Raw genomic sequence first — 24,961 nt, 5'->3', positions numbered from 1 at the left:
GCATAGACTCCCGCTTCCATCATTCGCGAGAAACCATGATCCGAATCTACTGCCTGGATACCGACCATCTGATACTGGTCGAGGAGGAAGCGGGAAGCTCGCTGCCCATCAATGCCGTGTGGATCGACCTGCTCAATCCGACGCCGGACGAGGAAAAGACGGTCGAAACATGGATCGGGGCCGATATTCCGACCCATGCGGACATGGTAGATATCGCCGAATCGAGCCGGTTCTACATGGAGAACGGCGCGCAATATCTGACCGCGCCCATTCTTTATACCGTGGGCAAGGATCATCGTAAAACCGCGCCGATCTCCTTCGTGCTTTCGGGCAAGCTGCTGGTCACGGCCCGCTATAGTGAACCCAGGGCGTTCGGGCTCTATATCGAGCGCGCGATGAAGCCGGGCAATGGGCTGATCGATGCGAAATGTTCCGGCCTTGCGATCCTGCTCGGCCTTCTGGAAGCGGCGACGGACCGGCTGGCCGACATATTGGAGGCGGTGTCGGAGAAGATCGAGGAGGAATCGCAGTCGATCTTTCACATACGCGCCCATGAGCGCCCGATGACCAACAAGGATTTCCGCCTGCTCCTGACGCATATCGGCGGCCAGGGGGCGTTTCTCTCCAAGGTGCGCGAGAGCCTGGCCGGCATCGGCCGCCTGCTAGTCTATGTCACCACCAATTTGCCGGCGAGCGGCGCGGACAAGGACAAGAGAGCCTGGATCAAGTCGCTGGAGCGGGACGCGCAATCGCTGGAAAACTATGTCGATTTCCTCTCGAACAAGATCAATTTCCTGCTCGATACGGTGGTCGGCCTCATCTCGGTCGAACAGAACGCGATCATCAAGATATTCTCGGTGGCTGCGGTCGGCTTCATGCCTCCGACGCTGATCGCCTCGATCTACGGGATGAACTTCCATTTCATGCCGGAGCTCAAGGAAACATGGGGCTATCCGATGGCCCTCATCTTGATGGTAATCTCCGCCATCCTTCCGCTCGTCTATTTCCGCAAGAAGGGATGGCTTTAATCGCCGCATAATTCCCAAGGCCTGCAACTCTCGATCATGTTTTGCATGGACCTGCCATTTTCCTGACCTATATTGCAGGTTGCGATTGTTTTTGCGGAGGGTAGCTCCATGGCAATCAAGGATTTCTTTGTCTTTGAAAAATTCCTGACGCCCGTACTGGTCAAGATCGTCTTCTGGGTCGGCGTGGCTGGCGTCGTGCTTGTACCCATATTCGCTTACCAAAGGAGTTTTTCGGACGCCACGCTTCCCAATATCGTCGGGAGCCTCCTTATGCTCGTCGGGACCCTGATAGCATGGCGCGTTTTCTGCGAGAGCCTGATCCTGCTATTCAAAATCTACGACCGGTTGACTGAAATCCGCGATCAGGGCCTGCCGAAGCAGTAGTCGGGCTCCCGCAGCAGCGCGTCCTGAAAGGTGCCGACGATGAAAATTACTGGGCAATGCCATTGCGGGCATGTCACTTATGAGGCGGAGATCGATCCGGAGCGGATCACCATCTGCCATTGCACCGATTGCCAGCGGCTGACCGGGTCGCCCTATCGCGTAACGGTGCGAGCCTCTCCCGGCGGCATCCGGCTGACCGGCAACGCGCCCAAGGTTTATCTGAAGACGGGGACAAGCGGGAAAAAACGCTTGCAATATTTCTGTCCGGAGTGCGGCTCGCCCCTCTTCACCAGCGGCGAGGACACCGAAAACGCGCCCTGGGGCATCCGCTGGGGCAGCATCGACCAGCGCCGGGAATTCGCACCGAAGCGGCAGATCTGGTGCCGCTCGGCGGCGCCTTGGGCGGCGAAGGCTTTCGAGGGGTTGCCGGGGAATGATACCAACGATTGAAACCTGCCGCTTCCCATGTTATATCATGCGTTATAACAAGTGAGGTCGACATGGTCGCTGCCCTGAAACGCCCCGATGATTTCGAGCGGCAGATGCAGGCCGCGCGTGAGGTCATGGACCAATACAGGGCCGCACTGCAAAAGCTTGCCGAAACGGGGACATCGCCATGAACCTTACTGTTCGCAAAATCGGCAATTCGGAAGGTGTTATCCTGCCGAAGGAAGTGCTCGACCGGCATAATATCCATGCTGGCGACACGGTGCTTCTCATCGAGGAGGCCGACGGGCTGAAGCTGCGCCCGCTCACGGAAAATCCGGAAGAATTCGTAAAGAAAATGCAGATCGCCCGCGAGCGCATGAAGAAATACGAGGCAGCCTATCGCGTTCTCGCCAAATGATCGAATTCCACTCGCGGGAGTTCGTGGAGGCTATGCATAACGAGCAGTTGCGCCTCCACGGCGGCGCAGCTGGCTTGCGGGACGAAGATGCGCTCGAATCCGCACTAGGCAGGCCGCTGAACAAGCATGCTTATGAAGCGCCGGACCTTTATGAACTCGCCGCAGCCTATCTTTATAAGATCGTAAAAAACCATCCCTTCATTGACGGCAACAAGCGGACCGGTTTTGCCGCAGCCGATCTTTTCCTTTATTTCAACGGGCTGAGCCTGGAAGCGACCAATGAGGATGTGATCCTCCTCATCACCATGGTTGCCGCCGGTGAGATCGATGAGGACGGCGCGGCGGCTTTCTTTCGGGATTTCACAGTCAAAATCTGAGTAGTTCCTGTTTTGATGGAATCGCCAAGCCGCCTCGCCCTTCGACAAGCTCAGGATGAGGGTTGCTGGAATGTCATGGATAGCCCCTCACCCTTACCCTCTCCCCGTGATTTACGGGGAGAGGGGGACACGACCGTTCTCGCCTAATCTTTCTGCCAGGTGCAGGGAACAAGGGAGAGGCAGCAACGCGGATGTCCCCCTCGCCCCGCGTGCGGGGAGAGGGTAAGGGTGAGGGGCATTCCACGGCATGCACTTGTTTGGCCGCAACATCCCTTCATCCTCAACAACTGACCTGATGGGCTACAGCAATTCTTGTTTTGCTGGAATCAGCGCCAAGCGCCCTCGTGGTTCGAGGCGAATTCCGCTGCGCTCCATTCGCACCTCACCATGAGGGCTCCCGAGACGCTGTGCTCCTCCCCTTACCTGAAGCGCAACGCCCCTTACCCTCGTCCTGAGGCGCTCGCGAAGCGAGCCTCGAAGGACGGGGGTAAGGGGATCGCCATCGCACAGTTTCCATCAAACCGTGAAGTGCTCAATTTTCGGCGCACAGTTGGTTCCGTCTCAATAGAAATGCTCATAGCCGCGCCAGAAAATCCTCCTCCTGCACAACCGGCAGCATGTCGGCGGCGTCGCTGAAATAGGGCAGGCCGCTCCAGAGCGTGCTGTCGCCGATGATGAACAGCCGGTAGCGCGCCCGCGTCGCCGCGACGTTAAGCAGGTTCGGCTTCGATGCGGCCCAGACGGCGGCGCCGCGGTGCTCGGCATCGGTTCCCAGAACCATGAAGACGGTGTCTTCTTCCTTGCCCTGGAAGGTGTGGACCGTGCCGATCCGGTTTTTCAACCAATCATCCAGCCCCTTCGGTTGCTCGTGGCGACCGTCTGGATTGATCCAGTACGCCTTTTCAATCGCCTGCCTGAGGGCAGCCTTGGTTTCCTTGAAAGGGGAAATGATATAGACGCCCGGCAGACGGCCCTCGCTGCGGTAAGTCGCAAGGAGGACGCGCACCATGAACTCCACCTGTTCCCGCACCGTCTGCTTGCCCGTAACCCGCCCGCGGATATCAATCCAGGCGCTGTCGTGAAGTGGCGCGAAATCCTCTGAAGGTCCCCTCGCCGCGAACACCATCTTGCCGTGATAGGCGATCCGGTTGGCGAGGCTGAACATCGGGTCGATGCAGCGGCGATGCACGCGCAAGGGGCTGCCGATCCAAAGTGGATCGTCGTCTGCGTCGGTAGCCACCGCCGTGCCGAAGCGGTTGGCGGCGTCGGCAAGGGTCTGGACCGAGGTGCGCGCCGGTGAGTAATCTCCGCCGGCCGTGTGGGGCGAGAGTTCGCCAAGCGCCTTGATGAAGGCCGCCGGCAGGGTGAAGACGGGCTCGATCTGGAGCGGATCGCCGATGGCCATGACGCGCCGCGCCCGCATCAGCCCGCCCACTGCCGCCTGCGGCACCGCCTGCCCCGCTTCATCGATGAAAAGCCAGCCGATCCCGCCTGCTTCGACCCCGTTGAACAGGCGGGTGAAGGACGCAAAGGTCGTCGATATCACGGGCACGATCATGAACAGGCTTTGCCAGATACTGGCGATGGCTGCCTTTTCGACCGGCAAATTGCCCGAAAGCAGCTTGCTGATTGCGGGTATGTTGCCGCGGAAACCTCCACCGCTGCGCCCCGCCTCGGCAAGCCATGCGGCGTGCAGGCGCAAGGCAGCCTCGAAGAGAGCGGACCGCAGGGTGGCCATCGCTTCGGTATGCCACAGGCCGGAAATCTGGAACCGGTCGGTTTCGAGATCGCTCAATGACCCGGGAATTGCGGGGTTTCCCAGAGCCTCCCCCAATTGCTCCAGCTCCGCCCGCTTCTGCTTCCATTCATGCTGCCGGGCGGCAAGGGCGGCTTCGCATTGCTGAAGCCGCGCGCTCGCCCGCTGCATCTCGGCGGCATGGCTTGCCAGCGTTTCGCGCAACAGGGACTGCCGGCCTCGGACGGAGAGCTGCGCCTTCGCGTTCTCCACCATGCTCGCCCGGTATTCCTGCCCCGCCCTGGTCCGGAACAATCGATGCCACCATGCGGGGCTGGTCCGATCGAGGAGACGCTCCTCTTCCTTCAGTCCGGAAAGCCTGGCTTCGGTCGCCTGCAGCTCAAACCCGATGCCGTCATGCGCGCGCCCGCTGGTTTCCAACGCCTCGGCGGCAGACTTCGCTTGCGCCGACGCCGCCCGGCAATAGTCGTCTTGCGACCGTAGTCCCACTTCGCCGAACAGATCCGCATATCGTGCGTGGCGCGCGATACCGGCATCGACCTCCGCCTCCGCGCGCCTGAACGCTTCGACGGCCTCGGCAAAGGATGGCCCCTCATAATTGTCCAGCCAACCGTAAATGCTCTGGAACACATGGCCGTCCTTCCACGTCGTGTGTTCCCCATTCATCCTGGGCTTGAAGGCGAATTTGTTGCCGAATGACCTGCGGTTCGCGAAATTTCCGAGGACGCAGGAGATGAGGCCCCAAGGCTGCTCCTCCCCCTTGCAAGGTTGAAAGCCGCCTTTCTTCGTTTGTGCGGCGACCTTGTGGGCAACCGGTTGCAGATAATCGACCGACGACAGGTCCCAAATGGACTTGCGTTTCGGCAAATCCTTGGAAATGTTCTCGACAGCCGTGTTGTTCGAGGACGCCACCACCATCTCGAAACCGGTCAATTCCGGCTTCAAGATTGAAATGGTCGCCGTGGCGCCGTCGGCGAACTCCATCTTCTTGCCGCGTCCCGTGAAGGCGTCCCGGGGCGATGGGAGCGCGGCGAGGACGCGGGCGCGCTTGACGATGTTGTCGGCGATCACATCCCGCAGCAATGTCGTTTTACCGGTGCCGGGAGGCCCGTTGACAGAAAATAGGCCGTCTTTGCCGCCAAGCTCGCCAGCCGCATTGATGGCGAATTGCTGCATGAGGCTCATGGCATGGCTGGGGTCGCTCGGCCACCGGCCGCGATTGACACGGCTCGGATGGAGCTTTTCCAGTATCGCGAGGCGTCCCGCATCGGAATAAAGATCGAGACGTTCATTCGCCTCGAGCGGCGTCAGATATTGCCTGATGGCCTCCGGCACGACGCCGTCACGGACGCAGGCAATCGCCTTTTCGATGTCCTCGAGATAGAAACTGTTGAGGATGCCTATTTCCTGCTCGACCTCCGGCTCGTCATCCTCCTCGTCCTCATCGCCCTCGGCGGGGATCATGTCAATAATCTGAGGCGCCTCCAATTGCCTGACGGATGTCTCCAGCTTCTCGCGAAACCGGATTTCAGCCAGGGCGACCGGACGGCCAGGTTCCGGCTTGAAACCCGCCCAGTCCTGCAGGAGGTCATTCAGGGCAAGTATCTCCGCCGGGGTGATCGCCTCTGCACCGTCCGCCTCTCCGGATCGATCGAGATGGCGCTGCGCCCTGAAATTCTCCAGTAGCTCCTTCAGCTTCTTCATGCTTTCGGCAAAGGCGCCGAGCGAAAGCGCCATGAGCCCGCCCTTCGCTATACGCCCCAGCGCCCATGGCAAGGTCGAAATGGAAAACCGGTCGAAAAGCGGAACACCGTTGGCATCGAGATCAAGGCTGGCAAAGCATGTATCGCCTTCGAGGTCGCCGCGCTCCACGTCCTCGAACGCGGCCAGTCCGCTCGCCGGCGCACAATAACGCAGAATAGAATCCGTCATCTGCGACTTGTCGAACACCCCGAAGAAGAGCCTTATCCCCGTGAGTTCCTTGCCCTCGGGGATATTCGGCCGTCGCAGATAGGCTGTATCATTTTCAAGCGTTTCGGCATGCATCCAGAAGGGAGCACGCCCGTCCCGCGGTTCGGCGCAGGCGGACAAATCGAACGGAATAAAGAATTCTATCCGGTGCCAGTATTCCAGAATGGCCAGCAGCCGCTCCCGATCGATCGTCTCACCGCTCATTCAGACCATCCCTCTCTCATCCCAGAGTTGCTAGAACCAGCATGAAACAACCCCTCGCCGTCATTCTCGGGCTTGTCCCGAGAAGGACGTCTGGAAAAAGCGCCTTTACCCGATCCGCGCGCCCGTCAATGCTTCCGTGGAAGCGACGGTGCCAAGCGGAATGCCGTTCCAGTTCTTCAACTCGCGGGTGGCGAAGCGGTCGAACTTTGCGCTCAAGTCCGGTTCGGCGGCGAAGATGCGAGAGAGGACGCTTGCAACCATGGATTCGGAAGCCCGCGTCGCGCCGTCATCGCATTTGAGCGCGAAGGCGAGGCCGAGTTCCGGCACCGCGCCGGTGAAGACGCCTTCCGCGCCCGTCTTCACGAAGACGCGGCCGGGGGCCATGTTCATCATGGCCGTGCAGGCGCGCTTCGAGCCGGCCACATAGAATGGCTCGGCCATGCAAGCTTCCACCAGCCGCCGCGCCGCCTTCGCCCGTTCGGGGGCGAGGCCGTTGCCGGTCGCCATACGGGCAAAGCCCCGCGCCTGCGCGACGAGCGGGATGGCATAGGTCGGGATCGAGCAGCCATCGGTGCCGCAGAGATCGACGGCATGGGGCGCGCCGGTGACGGACTCCATGGTCTCGCGCACCAGTTCCTGAATCTGAGACCCCAGCGCGACATAGCCCTTCGTCTCGAAGCCGCAATGCATGCAGGTGGCGAGGAAGCCGGAATGCTTGCCGGAGCAATTGTTGTGAAGCGGCGTCGGCTCCTGCCCGCTTTTGGCGAGCTTCAAGGTCACCGGCAGTTCGAACGGCCAATGGACGCCGCATTCGAGCGCCGAGGCATCCAGCCCGGCTCGCTCGAGCATCGACGCGGCACGCGCCACATGCTCCGGCTCGCCGGAATGCGAGGCGCAGGCCATGGCGAGGTCCTTGTTGTCGAAGCCGAAGACATCCGCCGCGCCGCTCTCGACCAGCGGCAGCGCCTGAATCGCCTTGATCGCCGAGCGCGGGAAGACGGGCCGCTCGACATCGCCCAGCGAAAACACCGTGCGCCCGTCGCCATCGACCACCGCGACCGCCCCGCGATGGCGGCTTTCCACCACGGGTCCACGATAAACCTCGACGAGTTCAGGATTGCTCATAATGCGCGCTTTCGTATTTTCGGAGTTTGTTCGGGGAACTGTATAGCGGCGATGGGGGTGGAGGGGAATAAGGGACAAGCACTGGCACTATTGTATGTTGCGCTTGAAAGCATTCAACGATGAATGGAAACGCTGGCGCTCTACGTCGCCCCCCTCTGTCCCGCTGACATTTCCCAGCTTTTTTATTGATTGATTAGTCAATCAAACCTAAATTGCCGCCAGCACAACAATCTGGACCCAACCTATGCCCAAGATCGGAATGGAGCCCATGCGGCGGCGGGAGCTGATCGATGCGGCGATACGCACGATCGGGGAGCGCGGCTCGCTCGATGTGACAGTAGCGCAGATTGCCCATGAGGCGGGCGTTTCGCCGGCGCTGGCGCATCATTATTTCGGCGGCAAGGAGCAATTGCTGCTCGCCACGATGCGGCATCTCCTTGCCGAACTCGGGCAGGATTTGCGCGCGGCGCTGCGGGAGGCGTCCGGCCCACGCGAACGGGTGTCGGCCATCATAGCGGTCAATTTCTCGCCCAAGCAATTCGCGCCGCATACCGTCGCGGCCTGGCTCACCTTCTATGTCCACGCGCAGCAATCGGATGAAACGCGGCGGCTGTTGCGGGTCTATGCCAGGCGGCTGCATTCCAACCTCGCCGACGCGCTCGCTCAGCTTTGCGGGCGGGAGAAGGCCACGCGCATCGCCGAAGGCGCGGGCGCGATGATCGACGGGCTCTATATCCGCCACGCGCTGGGGGATGGCGCGCCGGATGCGGCGTCGGCGGTGGCGCTTGTCGAAGATTACATCATTGTTCAGTTGAAGGCATGAGCCGGATGGAAGCGGATTTCGTCATTATCGGTTCCGGATCGGCAGGTTCGGCGCTGGCCTATCGCCTGTCTGACAATGGCAGGCACTCCGTCATCGTCATCGAATATGGCGGGACGGATATGGGGCCGCTCATCCAGATGCCCGCCGCTCTCTCATTCCCCATGAACATGGCGGCCTATGATTGGGGCTTCGCCTCGGAGCCGGAGCCTCACCTTGGCGGGCGCAGTCTCGTCACGCCGCGCGGCAAGGTGATCGGCGGCTCCTCTTCCATCAACGGCATGGTCTATGTGCGCGGCCATGCCCGTGATTTCGACCATTGGGCGGAGGCGGGCGCGCGCGGCTGGGCGTATGCGGATGTGCTGCCCTATTTCAAGCGGATGGAACATTCGCATGGCGGCGAGGAAGGCTGGCGCGGTGCGGATGGGCCGCTTCATGTGCAGCGCGGCAGCCGACGCAACCCGCTGTTCCATGCCTTTGTCGAAGCGGGGCGGCAGGCGGGCTTCGAGGTGACACAGGATTATAATGGCGCGAAGCAGGAAGGCTTCGGGGCCATGGAGCAGACGATCTACAAGGGGCGGCGCTGGTCCGCGGCCAATGCCTATCTGCGCCCGGCGCTGAAGCGGCCGAATGTCAATCTCATCAGGGGGCTGGCGCGGAAGATCGTGATCGAGAACGGGCGCGCCACCGGCGTCGAGGTGCAGAGCGGCGGGAAAATCCAGATCGTCAAGGCGCGGCGCGAGGTGATCGTCTCGGCCTCGTCCATCAACTCGCCGAAGCTGCTGATGCTGTCGGGCATCGGCCCCGCCGCGCATTTGCGGCAGCATGGCCTAGAGGTGGTCGCCGACCGTCCGGGCGTGGGGCAGAATTTGCAGGACCATCTGGAGGTCTATATCCAGCAGGAATGCTTAGAGCCGATCACGCTCTATTCCCGGCTCAACCTGTTCTCCAAGGCGCTGATCGGGGCGCAGTGGCTGTTCTTCAAGAACGGTCACGGCGCGACCAACCATTTCGAATCCGCCGCCTTCGTGCGCTCGAAGCCGGGGGTGGAATATCCTGACATTCAGTATCATTTCCTGCCCGTCGCCATCCGCTATGACGGCAAGGCAGCGGCGGACGGGCACGGCTTCCAGGCGCATGTCGGGCCGATGCGGTCGAAATCGCGCGGCTCCGTCACCCTGCGCTCCGCCGACCCGATGGAAAAACCCGTCATCCGCTTCAACTACATGTCGCATCCGGACGACTGGAGCGATTTCCGCCATTGTGTGCGGCTGACGCGGGAGATTTTCGGGCAAGCGGCATTCGATCCCTATCGGGGCCGGGAGATCCAGCCGGGCGCGCATGTTGAGAGCGACGAGGAGATCGACGATTTCATCCGTGAGCACGCGGAAAGCGCCTTTCACCCCTGCGGCACGTGCAAGATGGGGGCGGCTGATGATCCAATGAGCGTGGTCGATCCGGAATGCCGGGTGATCGGGGTGGAAGGCTTGCGCGTCGCGGATTCCTCCATCTTCCCGCGCATCACCAATGGGAATCTGAACGCGCCTTCGATCATGACCGGCGAGAAGGCGGCGGACCATATTCTGGGGGTCGATCCATTGCCGCGGTCGAACCAGGAGCCATGGGATAATCCGCGGTGGCGGGTGTCGGATCGGTGAGGCCGGCGGCGGTGCCAGGACACCCCCCTCTGCCCTGCCGGGCATCTCTCCCACAAGGGGGGAGATTGGCCTGCATGGGTGACGGTACTTTATTCTGCTGCGTTCGTGATTAGCGAAAGCAGCTCTCACAGCCAATCTCCCCCCTTGTGGGAGAGATGTCCGGCAGGACAGAGGGGGGTATCGCAGCCGCTATGTTTTCAATATCAGGAGCCTTTTCATGCGCGCACAACCGAAAGCCTCGCACTTCATCAACGGCGAATTCGTGGAGGACAAATCCGGCAAGGAACTCCCCGTCATCTACCCCGCGACCGGCGAAACCATCGCGCGGCTCCACTCCGCCACCCCTGATATCATCGAGCAGGCGGTCAACGCTGCGGCTAAGGCCCAACCCGCATGGGCGGCGTTGAAGCCCGTCGAGCGCGGGCGCATTCTGCGGCGCACGGCGGAGATCCTGCGCGCCAAGAACCGGGAGCTTTCCGAGCTCGAAACGCTCGATACCGGCAAGGCCCTGCAGGAAACGCTGGTGGCGGATGCGGCTTCGGCGGCGGATGCGCTGGAATTCCTTGGCGGCATCATCGCCGGGTTCAATGGCGAATATGTCGATCTCGGCGGCTCCTTCGCCTATACACGGCGCGAGGCGCTGGGCGTGTGCGTCGGGATCGGCGCGTGGAACTATCCGATCCAGATCGCGGCGTGGAAATCCGCTCCCGCGCTTGCCATGGGTAATGCCTTCATCTTCAAGCCGTCCGAGAACACGCCGCTCTCGGCGCTGGCGCTGGCGGAAGCCTACAAGGAAGCGGGACTGCCGGACGGGCTGTTCAATGTGGTGCAGGGCTTCGGCGATGTCGGGGCGGCGTTGGTAGACCATCCGCTGCTGGCCAAGGTGTCGCTCACCGGCTCGGTGCCGACAGGCAAGCGCATCATGGCGCAGGCCGGAGCCAGCCTCAAGCATGTGACGATGGAGCTCGGCGGCAAGTCACCGCTGATCGTCTTCGAGGATGCCGACATTGAGAGCGCCATCGGCGGCGCGATGCTCGGCAATTTTTATTCCACCGGGCAAGTGTGCTCGAACGGCACGCGCGTTTTCGTGCATAAGAGCATCCGCGAGCGGTTTGTCGCTCGGCTCCTCGAGCGCACCCGCGCCATTCGCATCGGCGACCCCATGGACGAGGCAACGCAAATGGGCCCGCTCATCAGCGCCGCCCAGCGGGAGAAGGTGCTGGGCTATATCGCAATGGGCAAGACCGAAGGTGCCGCGCTTGCCTGCGGTGGCGGCGTGCCGCATCTGCAGGGCTTAGAGAAGGGTTTCTTCATCGAGCCGACGATCTTTACCGATGTCACCGATGAAATGACCATCGCGCGCGAGGAAATCTTCGGGCCGGTCATGAGCATCCTCGACTTCGATGATGAGGATGAGGTGATCGCGCGGGCGAACGATACCGAATTCGGCCTCGCGGCGGGCGTCTTTACCGCCGACATCGCCCGCGGTCATCGCGCGATCAGCCAGATCAAGGCCGGCACCTGCTGGATCAACGCCTATAACCTGACGCCTGTGGAAGTCCCCTTCGGCGGCTACAAGCAATCCGGCATCGGCCGCGAAAACGGCATCGCCGCGCTGGAGCATTATAGCCAGATCAAGACGGTGTATGTGGAGATGGGAAGGGTGGAGAGCCCGTATTGAGCGGTTCATCCCTGACGGAACCGCCTACACGGTTTTGAAATCGTTGTTGTCATGAGCGGTTGAGGAATGGATCCCAGTGACAAGCACTGGGATGACGGGTTGCTTTTGCTGTTGGCGACAAACTCTTCGCTGCTCCGCTTGGCAGAAGCATATCCGATAGTGGAAAAACATCTCCACCCCGTCATCCCAGTGCTTGTCACTGGGATCCATGCCTCTACAACGACACTGCCGCTACGATATTGAACGTGCCGCTCATTCGATCTTAAAATGATAATGAAATCACTACTCACTATCTCACTTACTGATCCACACCTTCACAGTAGCCGCCCTCCCCGCCGCATCGATCACCGTCAGCGTCGAATATCCCGCGCCATCCGGCGTCCAGGCGGTGGTGCGGCGGCGGGAGGGCTCGGGCAGCGGGCGGCCATTGGCGAGCCAGCGGAACGGGGCGCGGCCGCCTTGCAGTTTCAGCATCAGGGGCGCGGGCTCGCCGGATTGACCGGAGAGAAGCTCAACCCGCGCGCCTTCCGGTGGGTAGACGATCTGCGGCGCGGCCTCGCGGGCACCGGCGGCGACGAGCCCGTCGGGGGAGAAACGGCGCAGGCTGACAGGCAGTTCGTCGCGCGCCATGCGGACAGCGCCCGCGGGCGGGCGGGGGAACGGCACGGGGGCGCGGCCGGATTTGGCGAAGCCCTCGAACAGGATCGGCGCGGCGGTGGCGTAACCGGTGATATCAGGTGTCGCGGCGTTGTCGGCCCGGCCAACCCAAACGCCCAGCACATGCCTTCCGTCATAGCCCACCGACCACGCATCGCGGTAGCCATAGCTCGTGCCGGTCTTATAGGCGATGCCACGCTTCGGGCTGCCCTTGGGCGGGAGCACGCCGGAGAGGATGTCGGCGACGGTCCATGCGGCGGCGGGGGTCAGGAGGGGCGAGAGAGATTGTAGGTTGGCGGAGCCGTCAGGCACCCCCCTCTGCCCTGCCGGGCATCTCCCCCACAAGGGGGGAGATTGGCTGGCATGGGCCATGCCGCCAACCTTCAACGTTTGCGATTGGCGGGAACGTCCATGAAGGCCAATCTCCCCCCTTGTGGGGGAGATGCCCGGCAGGGCAGAGGGGGGTGTCTCGCGCCGACATTCATCCTCCACCCCATCCCGCAACCGCACCACCCTCCCCTCATTGGCGAGCCCGGCATAAAGCTGCACCAAATCCCGCAATGTCAGCCCTACGCCGCCCAGCCCTATCGCCAGCCCCGGTGCTTCTCCCTTCGGCAATTGCGCCTCGACGCCCGCCCGCCTGAACCTGACCATCAGCCGCGCCGGCCCGACCGCGTCGAGCAGGCGGATGGCGGGGACGTTTAGAGATAGTTGCAGCGCCTCGCGGATCGTCACATCGCCCTGATAGCTCATGTCGAAATTGTGCGGGCGGTAGCCGGAGAAGCTGGCGGGGCGGTCTTCGATGATCGTCTCCTGCCGCACAAGGCCGTCCTCGAAGGCGAGACCGTAGATGAAGGGCTTCAGCGTCGAGCCGGGCGAGCGCGGCACTTTGGTCATGTCGATCCAGCCCCAGCTGCTATCGTCGAAATAATCCGCCGAGCCGACGTGTCCCAATATATCGCCAGTGGCGGCGTCGGCCAGCACCATGGCGATGGAGAGCTTCGGGCCGAGGCTGGCGGCGGCGTTTTTCGCCAGGCTTTCGAGGCCCTCCTGAACGCGGCGGTCGAGCGTGACCTTGTGTACGCGGGGCGCCGGGTTGGCGCGCACCGCGTCATTTGCCAGATGGGCGGCAAGCGCAGGCAAAGCGCGGCGGGTGGAGGGGATTGTTTCCGCCGAGGCGCGTTCGATCTCACGCGCGTCTATCAGGCCGGTTGCGGCCATGCATTTATTCGTGCGCAAGTCCGGACGGAAAACCGCTTCACACTTTTCCTGGACTTGCTTTAGCACCCGCTCGCGGGCGGCGCGGGCGCCGGGGAGATTGCGGTCGGGGCGGCGCTTTTCCGGCAATTGCGGCAGGGCGACCAAGAGCGCCGCCTCGGCGATGGTGAGACGGCGCGGCTCCTTGCCGAACCAGGCAAGGCTCGCCGCCCGCACCCCCTCGAGATTGCCGCCATAGGGCGCGAGGGTGAGGTAAAGTTCGAGGATTTCGCGCTTCGTGAGCCGCCGCTCGATCTGGAGCGCCCGCGCCATCTGCCGCAGCTTGGCGGTGAGGCTGCGCTCCGGGCGCGGCTCTATGAGGCGGGCGAGTTGCATGGAAAGCGTCGAGCCGCCGGAGACGACGCGGCCATGGGTGACGAGCTGCCCCGCCGCGCGGAGGAGCGCCAGCGGGTCGATGCCGTGGTGCGACCAGAAGCGGCGGTCCTCATAGGCGACGAGCATTTTGACGAGGCGCGGGTCGACATCGTCAAGCGTGGTTTTCAGCCGCCAGCGGCCGTCCTTGGTGGCGAAGGCGCGCAGGAGATGGCCGTTGCGGTCGAGCACTTCGGTGGAGAGGGCGGGGGTGAGTGGTGGGGGGTGGAGGCGGTCGAAGGTGAGGGCTGCGAGGAGGAGCGCGGCGAGGGTCAGGAACGTCGCGGCGGTGAGGAGGGTAGCTTTTTTCATGGTCGTGGCGCCAGGCCACCCCCCTCTGTCCTGCCGGACATCTCCCCCACAAGGGGGGAGATCGGCTGACATGCGCCACGCCTCTCATCTTTCATCGTTCGCGATTGGTGCCGAGCGGTCATGAAGGCGTAATCTCCCCCCTTGTGGGGGAGATGCCTGGCAGGGCAGAGGGGGGTGGCTTGGCGCATCGCTCTCATGGCTGTGGCGCGCCCCCCACCTCCATCATCCCCGCCGCCGTCCGCGCTGAAAGCTCCGGCCTGTACATATCCTCCACGCTCGCCGCAGGCAGCGCATAGGTCCCCGGCCTCACCCCCCGCACCACATAGGCCACCGTGAACTCCCGGGGGCTGTAGTTCGTGCGGTCGAAGGCGGCGACGAAGCGGTCGGTGCGGAATTCGCTGTGGGCGGTGTCGGTTTGACCCAGCCATTCGAAATTCTGCAAATCGGCGCTCGAGACAAGGCTCGGATTGTCGATCTCGAAGCCTGCCGGAAGGAGGTCGGTGACAAGCACGCGCGAAGACCAAGCATTGTTCTCCGTTACCTTCAGCACCACGACGAAGCGCTCGTTCTGCTTCGCCTGCATCACGTCCGCCTCCTTGCCGTCGAGCGTGTAAAAGCTGCGCGTGATGGAGAAGCCATTGCCGCCGGCGGGGAGCGGGTCTTTCGGCGCGGCAAGCGTCGTCACCACCGCCTGCACCGGTTTCGTGCCCCTGTTGACGATGGTCTGCGGCGCATCGAGCACGTCCTGCCCGGACAATGATTCGGCGAAATTGCCGGTTTGCTTCCGGCCGTTGACTTGCATGGAGATCGTCTTGTCGTTGCCTTTTAATGCGCGGGCGGCAAGCAGCATCCACGCGTCGTCCTGCGTGCTCAGGGCCGTTGTCTGGTTGCGGAGCGACTGGACGAGATTGATCATCTGCGGCACCTGGTTCGGCACGGGGCGGCTCTCCGCCGCGAGCGCCAGCATGCCTGCGCTGTCGCGCAGGGCGGACCCGTAATCGGCGCGGGCCGGGTCGGAGGGGGTGGAAAGCGCCAGCTGATAGGCGGAACTGAAAGTGCTCTGCGCAAGCGGCGCATCGCCGTAGAGCGACAGGGCGGCGGCCAGTTGCGCGCGGGCGAGCGGCGAGCGGAAATTGTTCAATTGCGTATCGGCGTAATAGCGCAGATCGCCCACATTGGCGCGGCGGTTGCGCGCCAGCACATAGAGCGCATAGGCGATGCCGCTGCCCTGGTCCTTCACATTGGTATCGTAGGCGAGCGCGTTCTGGAGGTTGTCGAGCGCCTGCCCCATCGCCTCGTCCGGCACCGTATAGCCCTCCTCCCGCGCGCGGGTGAGGAAATCGGTGATATAGGCGTCGAGCCACAGGTCGCCGGAGCCGGGGCTCCAGAGGCCGAAGCTGCCGGTGGAGGATTGGTAGGAAAGCACGCTCGCTATCGCGTCGTCGATGCGCTTTTTCACGTCAGGCGTCCGGGCCATCCCTGCGATGGCGGACAATTGGTTGAGGTAGAGCAGCGGCATGGCGCGGCTCGTCACCTGCTCGGCGCAGCCATAGGGGTAGCGGTCGAGCGCGGCGAGCAATGCCGGAATATTGAAGCCGGGATAGCGCGAGACGCTGACACCCACCGAAGCGCCCTCCAAGAGGCTCGACGCCAGGAGCTCGCGGTTGATGGTGAGACTGCCGCCATTGGGTTTCAACGTCACCTCGCGCCGGGTCGCCACGGGCATGGTCGCGGGGCGGACGGGCAGGTTCAGCGTCTGCCCGACATGGACGCCATCGGCATTGGTGAGCCGCACGGCGAGGCTTCCCGCGCCCACCGCGCTCGCGGCCAGGGGAATGGTGAGGCTCGCCTTGCCGCCTTGCGCCAGTTGCACACTCTTCGGCGCATTCGCCATATCCACCGAGACCGGGCCTTGCGCATCCACGCCCAGCACATAATCGCCCGCAGGGCCGTCCGTGTTGGCTATGTCGAGGCGCAATTGCGATTTGTCGCCGGGGGCGAGGAATTCCGGCAAGCTCGCGGTGACGACCACCGGATCGCGGACGATCACGTCCTTCACCGCATGGCCGACGCCGCTTTTTGTCCACGCCGTGGTCATGACGCGGACCGTGCCGTTGAATTCCGGCATGTCGAAGCTGACATTGGCCTTGCCTTGGGCGTCCAGCTTGACCGGGCCGGAGAAGAAGGCGACCAGCTTCTGGGTCGGCGGGCTGCCCTCGGCCAGCATGCCGCCGCCATCGCCGCCGGTGCGGATCTTGCCCATGGCGCCGAGCGAGCCGTCGATCAACCGGCCATAGAGATCGCGGATTTCCAGCCCCAGCTGGCGCTGGCCGAAATACCAGCCGTCCGGGTCCGGGGCCTGATATTTGGTCAGGTTCAAAATACCGACATCGACGGCGGCGACGGTGACATAGGCCGTGTCGCCTGCTTTCAATCCGGGCACCTCGATAGGGATAGCCAAAGGCTGGCGCGGTTGCGTCTTCTCTGGCGTACCCAGGTTTACGGCGAGCTTGCGCGCGCCCGGATCGATTTTCAGCCATTTGATGCCGATGGCGCGCATCGGCATGCGGGTTGCCTGCGCGTCGCCGGGGCGGAAGAGCGTCGCGGTCACATAGGCCCCCGCGCCCCAATCATTGCCGACCGGTATATCGACGGTCGCGCCACCCTGCGGCACGCTGACGGTCTTCACCATCCGCAGCCGGTCCGCGCCGATTGTTATCAGCGCCTCTCCGGCGAAGCGCGGCGAGATTTGAAGCTTTGCAACATCACCGGGGGCATAGCTCTCCTTATCGAGGGCGATTTCGAGGCCGTCGGGCGTCTCGGTGGAGCGCGCGGCGACATACCAACCCGCGTCGAACTCGACGCTGCTCGCCGGGCCTGCCGCGTCGTCGGTGTTGACCTCCAGCCGGTAGCGACCCCAGGTGACGGGGAAGGAAATCGGCGCGCCATCGCCTTCCGGATCGAGCGCCAGCGTGCCGTTGGCGACCTGTTTGGTGTAGGTCACCGGCTCATATTTCCACTGGTCGCCATTGCGGTACCATTGGTAATTCGTCTCCAGCCGGACGAGCGACCATTTCGCCCCGGCGAGGCCTTCGCGCTTGCCCGTGGGGTCGATGGCGATCACCTTGAAGGCGGCAGTGGAATTTTCCGGAACCTGCTGCCCGGCAAATTCCGGGCGGATGCCGATCTGCGGCGACTGCGGCACTACGGGCAGTTCAAGCGTGCGCTCGACGGCGCGGCCGCCCATCTCGCGCATGCGCACCACCACATCGGCGATGAGCGGGCGGGTGGTGGAAGGCGCGTCGTCGATATTGACGTCGAAGCTTGCCTTGCCCCCGGCGTCCAGCACCGGCAGGTCAGGCAGGTCGATGCGGCTTGCCTCCTCCGACTCGTCATCGGCAAGGCCGAAGAGATAGTTCGGATAGCCCGCGCGCTCGCGCGATGTTTTCAGCCGCACCTCCCCTTCCAGCGCCAGACCGGCGGCGGGCGCGCCGTAGAGATAGCGGCCATCGACGCTCACCCGCGCAGGCTTTCCAATGGCGATTTCCGGCTCGGCGCTCGACAGGTCGAACTCGATGCGATCAGGCACGAAATCCTGCACCAGAAAGGCAATGTCGGCGATAGGCGCGGCCTTGGGGTCGGTATGGATGCGCATGTGCCAGGTGCCGCGCATGGCATTTTTCGGCAATGGCAGTTCCACCACATGGCCGCCCAGCGCAGCGCCGGGGCTCACCATGCGCCGATCCTCGACGCCATCGGGCCGGGCGAAGATGAAGGTCAGCGGCAAATTCTCCACCGCCATCGCCGCGTGGTCGCGGGCGAGCGCCGTGGCATGGACGGTTTCGCCGGGGCGGTAGATGCCGCGCTCGGTCCAGGCCACCACGTCGATGGGCCCCGGCACGGGCCTGCCCGCCACACCGCGGTCGGAGAGGTCGAAGCCCGTGCGGGTCAGGTCGAGAAAGACATAATCGCTCTCGCCATCCTTGGCGGTGAGCACGGCGGGAGCAAGCCCGGCGCTGCCTCGCGTGAGGCCGGGGGCGAAAGTGACGCGGCCATCCGCATCCGTCGTGCCTGACCCCAGCACCTCATTGTTGCGGGCAAGCAGGGTGAGCGCCAGCCCCTGCAGCGGCTTGGCGCTCGCCAGCGAGCGGGCGAAGACGGTAAGGCCGTCCTCACCGGCATAGGTGGCAAGGCCGATGTTCGACACCACGAACCATTGCGTTGCACGCGCACCGCCATCGTCGCGCGCACCATCGGGCAGAGCGGTCAGCACATAGACGCCGGGCTTTCTTTGCGGCAGCGCCGTATCGATGGGGATGCTCGTCACCACATCCTTGTTGCGGTCCTCAGCAATGTCGAGCTTGCCCTGCCAGACCGGCTCGCCGAGTTGGTCCTCGATGTTCTGGATCTGGTAGCTGCTCAATTGCTTCAGGAATTGCGAGCCGGTCATCAGCTCGGCCAGCGAGCGGTCATTGACGCGGTAGAGCTTCAAATCAGCCGCCGGCGTGTTGACCGAGACGAGCGGAATGCCGCGCCGCATGGAGGACGGCAGCACAAAATTCTCGCCGGTGAAGCGGACGGACGGCGCGCGATCTCGGATATAGAGATTCAGCGTGACCGGCTTTTCCAGCTTGTCGCCAGCCGCATCCGGCAGGCCGGCGCGGAAGGTGACGGCATAGCGCTGGCCGTGCTGCAAGCCCTCGATGCAGATCTGCCGGTCGCCCGCATCCACCGCCTTTGGCGCGGCGTTGTCGAGCGTGACGAACTGGGAATAATCGACGCCCGCCTTCGCCAGCGGCTCGGAAAACTGGACGCAGGCGCGGGGGCTTGCACTATCGGAATCGATAGTGTTGTCGAGCACGCGGAAACCCTGCCGGGCTTTCAAATCGTCATAGCTGGCCTGCACCTGGGGCGAAGGCGACAATGCAAGGCTCGCCTTATAGGCTTCAAGCGCGGGACGGTAGAACTCGCGCTTTTGCAGCCCATCGGCCAGAAAGGCGAGCGCCCTCGCCCGCGAAAGCGCCGTTCGCGACAGCTGATAGGCATTATAGGCGGCGGAGGTGGCGAGCCGTTGATAGGAGACGGGCGGCGTTCCCGCCGGGGGCTGGACTGTTAGCGCCTCACTGGCCAGCGCCAACCACAGGGCGACATTATCAGGAGCCTTCGAAACGGAGTTGATATAGCCGTCGAGCGGGCCGCCCAGCGGAAGGCCGGGAAGGCGCGGCTCAAGCGGCGCCGGATGCACTTCGCCCGGCCGGGGCAGCACGCGCGGCTGCGTCCGGTCCGGGAGAACGGGGCTCGGGGAACCCGAAGTATCGAGCGCCACGATGCGCTGCCGGTCCTGCCGCGCCTCGTCCGTCACCATGGCGGGCAGGAAAGTCAGGGCCGGCGGCGCGCCAATATCCGGCGCCGCCCCTGCCCCTGCTTCGACCACCTTCCCGGCAATCGCGCCCGGAAAAGGGTTCAGCTTCGAAAAGTCGGACTTGAGGAAGCACCATTGGGCCTTGGTGTTATAGGTGAAGGCGCGGCAGGCCTTCTCGCCAAGGCAAGCCGCTTCGCACTGTTCCAGCGTGACATTCTGGACCGTGCGGAGGTCCGCGCCGATATAGTCTGAATCCTTCGTGGTGATGACCTGCCGCTCAGCCGCAAGCGAGCCGGTGGCGATCATGAACGCAGCCGCGATACTCAGGGCCAACCGACTAGCGACGCGAACCGGCATGCCATCCCTCCCAGGCAATCAATCTTTGAGCTTCCACACCCCGGCGAAAGTTGCCGCCCCGATAGGAAACCAGCGGGGCATGGATGTCAATCGCGAGTTATTGTGGTAATTGTCGAAGTATAGGGAGAAATTGGGGCGGCATCATGAAGAAAAGCAGGGAAAAGACTGGCGCGACACGCATGATTTTCAGGATATGCGTGACCGGCGTCTCTCAGCAGAACCGCCTGCTTGTCGATGGAGGCACCGACGAATACCGCTTCCCGCGTGTCCTGAACTTGCCGTTCGTTATCTCGCGCTCTATGTCTGCACCCCGCCGAAGAACTGGCGAGGCGTGTCGATAGAAGAGGCTGTTGACCAGTCAATGCAGAACACCATTCGCCACCAATTCACCGAATACGACCAAATGCTGTTGGTTGGCGTTCGGCGAAAAGAGGCTCGCCATAGAGTGCAACCGATATTGGATGCTGTGATAGCGGCATGGAAGAAGCGTCCCACCTGAAGCACAAAGCCCGCCGGTCTTCACCGGCGGGTTTTTCTATCGCAACCAGAGTTACACGGACGGCTTTGCCTTGCTCGCGCTCTTTTTCTTTTTCGGCTTGGTTGCCTTTGCAGGGGCGCTTTTTTCAAGCGGGACCAGTTCGATATGGGCCGGGTTCGGATAATGATCCAATGCCGCGCCGGTTGCCGCATCGACGCCCACTCCGATGACGCCGCCAACCAGAACGTTTCCGGCAAGACCTGCCGCACCGCCGCCGGCTACCTTCGTCTTGATCTCGACGGAGCCTTTCTTGTAGCCCTCTTTCTCGGCAAATGCCGTGAACTCGGTGCGCCGCTTGACTTCGATCGTGCACGGAGAACGCGGGCAGGACTGCCCGGTGGACGTGCTGATTTTTGCATCGTCCGGCCTGGATGTAATGGTTACGTTTTCCGTCGTTCCACGCGTGATCGACCCGCAGCCCGACAGGACAGACATGGCAGCAACTGCCATCAATATTCTCAGTTTCATGTTGGCCCCAAATTGCCCAGAAGTTTTCTTACGAGCGGCTAACAATATGAGCAACCCAAGGCTGTCCAGAGGGGAAACACAAACAGAAGGGGATATTAACAACATGCTTTCTCACGCGCCTGAAGATCACCGGCCGGACGCCCGGCACAGCGCGTGATTCGCAATGGTAGCGAACGTCGCCATATCGGGCGCATCCGCCCCATGTGGATCATCCACAAGACCGTAACACTCAGCATTTTCTAATGCTTGCTAAGTCATTGAAAAATAAGGGAAAACAGGCATGGCTGGGGCGCCTGGATTCGAACCAGGGAATGGCGGTACCAAAAACCGCTGCCTTACCGCTTGGCTACGCCCCAACGGCCGCTGCCAGGATGTTATCACCGCAGCGGTGGGCGGCTTATAACCGCTCACATGGATTCGCGCAATGGAGGTCTTGCTTTGTCCAACACCATGATCCGCGGTTTCCCACAGACGCTCATGCCTTTGAAATAGGAAGGGGCCGCATGCCCGCCCCTTCCTATTATTCCTCACACCGCCGACGGCCCTACATATATTACCGAAAAGCAAAAATTACTCCCCATCGCGACGGACTGAACGCCGCTGCTTCCACCATGCAATTCGAGAAAGTCTCCGGCGTTGAGAGGTATTCCCATCGAAGATGCCAACGTTATGTAGACCCCCCCTCCAATCGCGGCGGCATTTGGCGAAGTCGGAGCACCATTTTTATATAATTGCAGAGTTTGTATGGTGGTTCCGGCCTCGACGTAAAAGTAACCCGTATAGTTTACCAGATACAGTCCTGTCACGGGAACTGTAATGCGACTCCTGGAAGGATCGAACATATTCATCGGGTTGCTGATAGAGCTATTGAGCGAGATCAGGTGCGCATCGCCGGGTGGAACGGTTTGATTGAAATTCATCCCAGCCACCGCCCTGGGCAGGTTGTTTTGCGAAACAACGCCATTGGTGCCGTCGACCGTCAGGCCGGTGAAATAATTCGTTCCATCGGGGGATACTTTCACCGTGAAATTATTATTGCCCAGAAGCCCGGCAAGCGCGCGGGCCGAATATCCGCTTTGGAAGCCGATAGAAGCATCGTTGGCGGATGCGTTCTTGTTGATATTGATGCGCATATGGTTGGCTCGGCGGTCGAACAGAACATTCGTGCCCTTGACACCAAGATCGTTGTTGGCGTCGGCGGTATAACCTGCAAGCCCGACATGGCCATCATCGGGCCGGACATTGAAACCCGTATTGAAGCTGTTGCCATCAGGGGAAACCTTGAGACTGAAGCTGTTGTCGCCAAGCGTGCCGAACAGCGCCCGCGTCGACCAGTTCGTCTGGAACACGAAACCGGCATCCTTCGCGGCATCCGCCTTGTTGAGCGTTGCGCACATATGGCCGGTGCCGGGCGTCACGTCATCATGGCTGAACAGGACGCCATCAGCCTTGACCGCGAGACGGTTGTTCACGTCCGTCGCCGTGTTGATACCTATTTCCTTGACCGTGCCGTCGGCCAGCTCTTCAAGCGTGACGCCGTCGCCGCTCGACACAGCCCTCCAGGCCGAGCCGTCCCAGGCCAGAAGCACGCCCTCGTCGGCAACCCAGGCGATCCAGCCTTCCGCCGGGGCGGTAAATTCCCAGGCCCCGTCGAGAAGGCAGGCGATCTTGCCTTCGTGCCCGGCCCAGTCGCTGGCCGCGCCCGCGGCGACGATATAGCGTGCGCCCTCGGCCGGGCTTGCCGGCGGCGTGGCGATATCCCGATCGAGAACGGCAAGCTGCACGACCGTGTCGAGACGCTGCAGCGCCTCATTATGCGTCACATGCTTCTGTGCCTGGCTCGGCAGGATGTAGGGGAGTTTGAGATTGGGGGTGTTTTCCATCGGGGCGCTCCTTTCGCGTGATTGCGCCCTGGAAAATTAAGAGAACTGATGTGCTGTGGGATAACTCCATGCCCCATACAAAAAACCGGGCGCGAGGCCCGGTTTTTTTGTTTGGTCTTGATGGGGCTCAGCGGCGCTTGAAGAGCGCGCCCAGCGCCGGGATGAGGCAGGCGGCGAGCGCCAGCTTGACGAGGTCGCCGACGATGAACATGCCGAAGCCGTAGGTCAGGCCCTTTTCGAGGCCGAAGAGATAGACCATCCACAGCGCACCCAGTCCGAGCAGTACCGCTTCGCCCGCCAGCATGAAGCCGGAAAGCGCGAAGGGATTACGCGAAAAGCCCCTATCCGCGGCGCGGCCGACGATCCAGGCGGCGGCGAGATAGCCGAGGAGATAGCCGCCCGTCGGGCCGACCATGTAGGCAAGGCCGATGCCCTTTTCGGGCGTTCCGGTGAAGACCGGCAGGCCGAGGGCGCCTTCCAGCAGGTAGAGCGCCACGGTGGCAACCGCGAGGCGCGAGCCATAGGCGGCCGATATGGCGAAGAGGGCGAGGGTCTGCATCGTCACATTGACATAGACCAGATCGACCTTGGTCTTGGCCGCGAGCGTCAGGAGCGCCGTGCCGACGAGCGCCATCGAGACGAGCGTGAAGGCGCGGGCAAGCTGGCCCTCGGGAAGAAAGCGTTCCGCCAGGGAGGCGGTCGCGGCGGGGGTGCGGGCAGGATTCATGGGCTCGTTCTCCAGAGGGCTGTTAGCATAAGCATGATCCCAAAAAGTTGCAGACTTTTTGGACAAGATCATGCGGCTTCATTTCGCTAAAGGTATATTAGGGAAATAGCCCTGCGGTAAAGAGTACTCATCCCATGACGCTCGTTTTCGACAATTCGTTTATCCCCCAATACGGCCATGCAGTGGACGTCGCGCCCGGCGTGAAGCGGCTGACGGTCAACAATCCGGGGCCGTTCACCTTCCACGGCACCAACAGCTATATCGTGGGGCGGGAGACGCTGGCGGTGATCGATCCGGGGCCGGAGGACGAGGCCCATCTGGCGGCGCTGCTCAAGGCCATCGCCGGACGGCCGGTCAGCCATATCTTCGTCAGCCACACCCATCGCGACCATTCCCCCCTCGCCGCGCGGCTGAAGCAGGCGACCGGCGGGACAATCGCCGCGGAAGGCCCGCACCGCCCTGCCCGCCCGCTGCATGTCGGCGAGGTCAACGCGCTCGACGCCAGCGCTGACACGGAATTTGCGCCGGACATCCGCCTTGCCGATGGCGAGGTCATCGATGGCGACGGCTGGACGCTCCGGGGCATCCACACGCCGGGGCATACGGCCAACCACATGGCCTTAGCGCTCGAGGGCACCGGCATCGTCTTTTCCGCCGACCATGTCATGGCCTGGGCGACCACCATCGTCGCGCCGCCCGATGGGGCGATGGCGGATTACATGGCCTCGCTCGACCGGCTGCTCGAACGCGACGACGAAATCTATCTCCCCGGCCATGGCGGGCCGGTGACAAACCCGCAAGCCTTCCTGCACGGCCTGCGCACCCACCGCCGCATGCGCGAGCGGGCGATATTGGAGCGCGTGCGGAGTGGCGACCGGACGATTCCGGATATGGTGAAGGCCATCTACCGCGACACCGACCCGCGCCTGCATGGGGCAGCGGGGCTTTCGGTGCTGGCGCATCTGGAAGATCTTGTCGCGCGCGGGCTGGTGGCGACGCAGGGAGTGGTGGCGCTGGATGGGGTGTTCTGGGTGGGGTGATGGGGCCGCTTGGCGCCCTCCCTCCCCCTTGCGGTAGGGCTATCGCATATGAGTAATGAGGGTGAGGAAATCCTGGTCGGCCCATCTTGCCTTGAGCCGTTTGTGGCTGAGGGGAATATTTTCGGGGTCTGCCCTGA

17 protein-coding genes and 1 tRNA gene are annotated in these 24,961 nt (G+C 62.7%); 10 read left to right on the top strand and 8 right to left on the bottom strand.

Annotation, left to right across the window (positions count from 1 at the left end; translation table 11 throughout):
- Nucleotides 1-35: 35 nt before the first annotated feature.
- From IEX53_RS20480 to IEX53_RS20460, 5 genes are all read left to right on the top strand, one after another.
- Complete coding sequence (locus tag IEX53_RS20480) at nucleotides 36-1,028, top strand: magnesium transporter CorA family protein (RefSeq protein WP_188826041.1); 993 nt, start codon at nucleotides 36-38, stop codon at nucleotides 1,026-1,028.
- Between the two features lie 108 nt (nucleotides 1,029-1,136).
- Entirely contained in the window at nucleotides 1,137-1,412 is a 276-nt protein-coding gene (locus IEX53_RS20475) for a DUF4282 domain-containing protein (RefSeq protein WP_188826040.1), read from the top strand.
- A 39-nt stretch (nucleotides 1,413-1,451) separates the two neighbouring features.
- On the top strand, nucleotides 1,452-1,862 hold the full coding sequence (locus tag IEX53_RS20470; protein WP_188826039.1) for a GFA family protein: 411 nt from the start codon (nucleotides 1,452-1,454) through the stop codon (nucleotides 1,860-1,862).
- Between the two features lie 166 nt (nucleotides 1,863-2,028).
- The gene (locus tag IEX53_RS20465) at nucleotides 2,029-2,259 is read left to right on the top strand and encodes an AbrB/MazE/SpoVT family DNA-binding domain-containing protein (RefSeq protein ID WP_188826038.1); all 231 of its coding nucleotides are present in this window, start codon (nucleotides 2,029-2,031) and stop codon (nucleotides 2,257-2,259) included.
- Complete coding sequence (locus IEX53_RS20460) at nucleotides 2,256-2,636, top strand: type II toxin-antitoxin system death-on-curing family toxin (protein ID WP_188826037.1); 381 nt, start codon at nucleotides 2,256-2,258, stop codon at nucleotides 2,634-2,636. The genes IEX53_RS20465 and IEX53_RS20460 overlap by 4 nt, the downstream gene beginning before the upstream one ends.
- A gap of 574 nt (nucleotides 2,637-3,210) precedes the next feature.
- Here IEX53_RS20460 and IEX53_RS20455 read toward each other — a convergent pair.
- Nucleotides 3,211-6,567: a DEAD/DEAH box helicase gene (locus IEX53_RS20455; protein WP_188826036.1), complete on the bottom strand. Its 3,357-nt coding sequence runs from the start codon at nucleotides 6,565-6,567 to the stop codon at nucleotides 3,211-3,213.
- Between the two features lie 105 nt (nucleotides 6,568-6,672).
- Nucleotides 6,673-7,695, bottom strand: coding sequence for an asparaginase (locus IEX53_RS20450; RefSeq protein WP_188826071.1), 1,023 nt, complete (start codon nucleotides 7,693-7,695; stop codon nucleotides 6,673-6,675).
- Between the two features lie 241 nt (nucleotides 7,696-7,936).
- Here IEX53_RS20450 and betI point away from each other — a divergent pair, with 241 nt between their 5' ends.
- From betI to betB, 3 genes are all read left to right on the top strand, one after another.
- Nucleotides 7,937-8,515, top strand: coding sequence for a transcriptional regulator BetI (gene betI / locus IEX53_RS20445; protein ID WP_188826035.1), 579 nt, complete (start codon nucleotides 7,937-7,939; stop codon nucleotides 8,513-8,515).
- 5 nt (nucleotides 8,516-8,520) lie between these two features.
- Nucleotides 8,521-10,170 carry a choline dehydrogenase gene (gene betA, locus IEX53_RS20440; RefSeq protein ID WP_188826070.1) on the top strand — a complete coding sequence of 550 codons (1,650 nt, stop codon included), beginning with the start codon at nucleotides 8,521-8,523 and terminating at the stop codon, nucleotides 10,168-10,170.
- Between the two features lie 217 nt (nucleotides 10,171-10,387).
- Nucleotides 10,388-11,851 carry a betaine-aldehyde dehydrogenase gene (gene betB / locus IEX53_RS20435; protein WP_188826034.1) on the top strand — a complete coding sequence of 488 codons (1,464 nt, stop codon included), beginning with the start codon at nucleotides 10,388-10,390 and terminating at the stop codon, nucleotides 11,849-11,851.
- 294 nt (nucleotides 11,852-12,145) lie between these two features.
- On the opposite strand, the gene pbpC is transcribed toward betB, so the two are convergent.
- Together pbpC and IEX53_RS20425 are read right to left on the bottom strand one after the other, a co-directional pair.
- Nucleotides 12,146-14,449 carry a penicillin-binding protein 1C gene (pbpC, locus tag IEX53_RS20430; protein WP_188826033.1) on the bottom strand — a complete coding sequence of 768 codons (2,304 nt, stop codon included), beginning with the start codon at nucleotides 14,447-14,449 and terminating at the stop codon, nucleotides 12,146-12,148.
- A gap of 193 nt (nucleotides 14,450-14,642) precedes the next feature.
- Nucleotides 14,643-20,168 (bottom strand): alpha-2-macroglobulin family protein, encoded by a 5,526-nt coding sequence (locus IEX53_RS20425; protein ID WP_188826032.1) that lies wholly within the window; start codon nucleotides 20,166-20,168, stop codon nucleotides 14,643-14,645.
- A 193-nt stretch (nucleotides 20,169-20,361) separates the two neighbouring features.
- Here IEX53_RS20425 and IEX53_RS24190 point away from each other — a divergent pair, with 193 nt between their 5' ends.
- The gene (locus tag IEX53_RS24190) at nucleotides 20,362-20,667 is read left to right on the top strand and encodes a DUF2293 domain-containing protein (protein WP_188826069.1); all 306 of its coding nucleotides are present in this window, start codon (nucleotides 20,362-20,364) and stop codon (nucleotides 20,665-20,667) included.
- Nucleotides 20,668-20,718: 51 nt separating this feature from the next.
- Here the strand turns inward: IEX53_RS24190 and IEX53_RS20415 are convergent, their stop codons facing one another.
- The 4 genes from IEX53_RS20415 to IEX53_RS20400 form a co-directional block, all read right to left on the bottom strand.
- Entirely contained in the window at nucleotides 20,719-21,174 is a 456-nt protein-coding gene (locus IEX53_RS20415; protein ID WP_188826031.1) for a translation initiation factor 2, read from the bottom strand.
- Between the two features lie 281 nt (nucleotides 21,175-21,455).
- A tRNA-Gln gene (locus tag IEX53_RS20410) sits at nucleotides 21,456-21,530 on the bottom strand.
- 171 nt (nucleotides 21,531-21,701) lie between these two features.
- Nucleotides 21,702-23,057, bottom strand: coding sequence for a DUF2793 domain-containing protein (locus IEX53_RS20405; protein ID WP_188826030.1), 1,356 nt, complete (start codon nucleotides 23,055-23,057; stop codon nucleotides 21,702-21,704).
- Nucleotides 23,058-23,184: 127 nt separating this feature from the next.
- Entirely contained in the window at nucleotides 23,185-23,784 is a 600-nt protein-coding gene (locus IEX53_RS20400; protein ID WP_188826029.1) for a biotin transporter BioY, read from the bottom strand.
- A gap of 134 nt (nucleotides 23,785-23,918) precedes the next feature.
- Between IEX53_RS20400 and IEX53_RS20395 the strand changes: the two genes are divergently transcribed.
- Entirely contained in the window at nucleotides 23,919-24,824 is a 906-nt protein-coding gene (locus IEX53_RS20395; RefSeq protein WP_188826028.1) for an MBL fold metallo-hydrolase, read from the top strand.
- Nucleotides 24,825-24,961 lie beyond the last annotated feature (137 nt).

It is taken from the genome of Paramesorhizobium endophyticum, assembly GCF_014640615.1.
Classification (GTDB): domain Bacteria; phylum Pseudomonadota; class Alphaproteobacteria; order Rhizobiales; family Rhizobiaceae; genus Paramesorhizobium; species Paramesorhizobium endophyticum.
The sequence above is the reverse complement of the archived record's forward strand: the minus strand, read 5'-3'. Positions and strand labels throughout refer to the sequence as shown.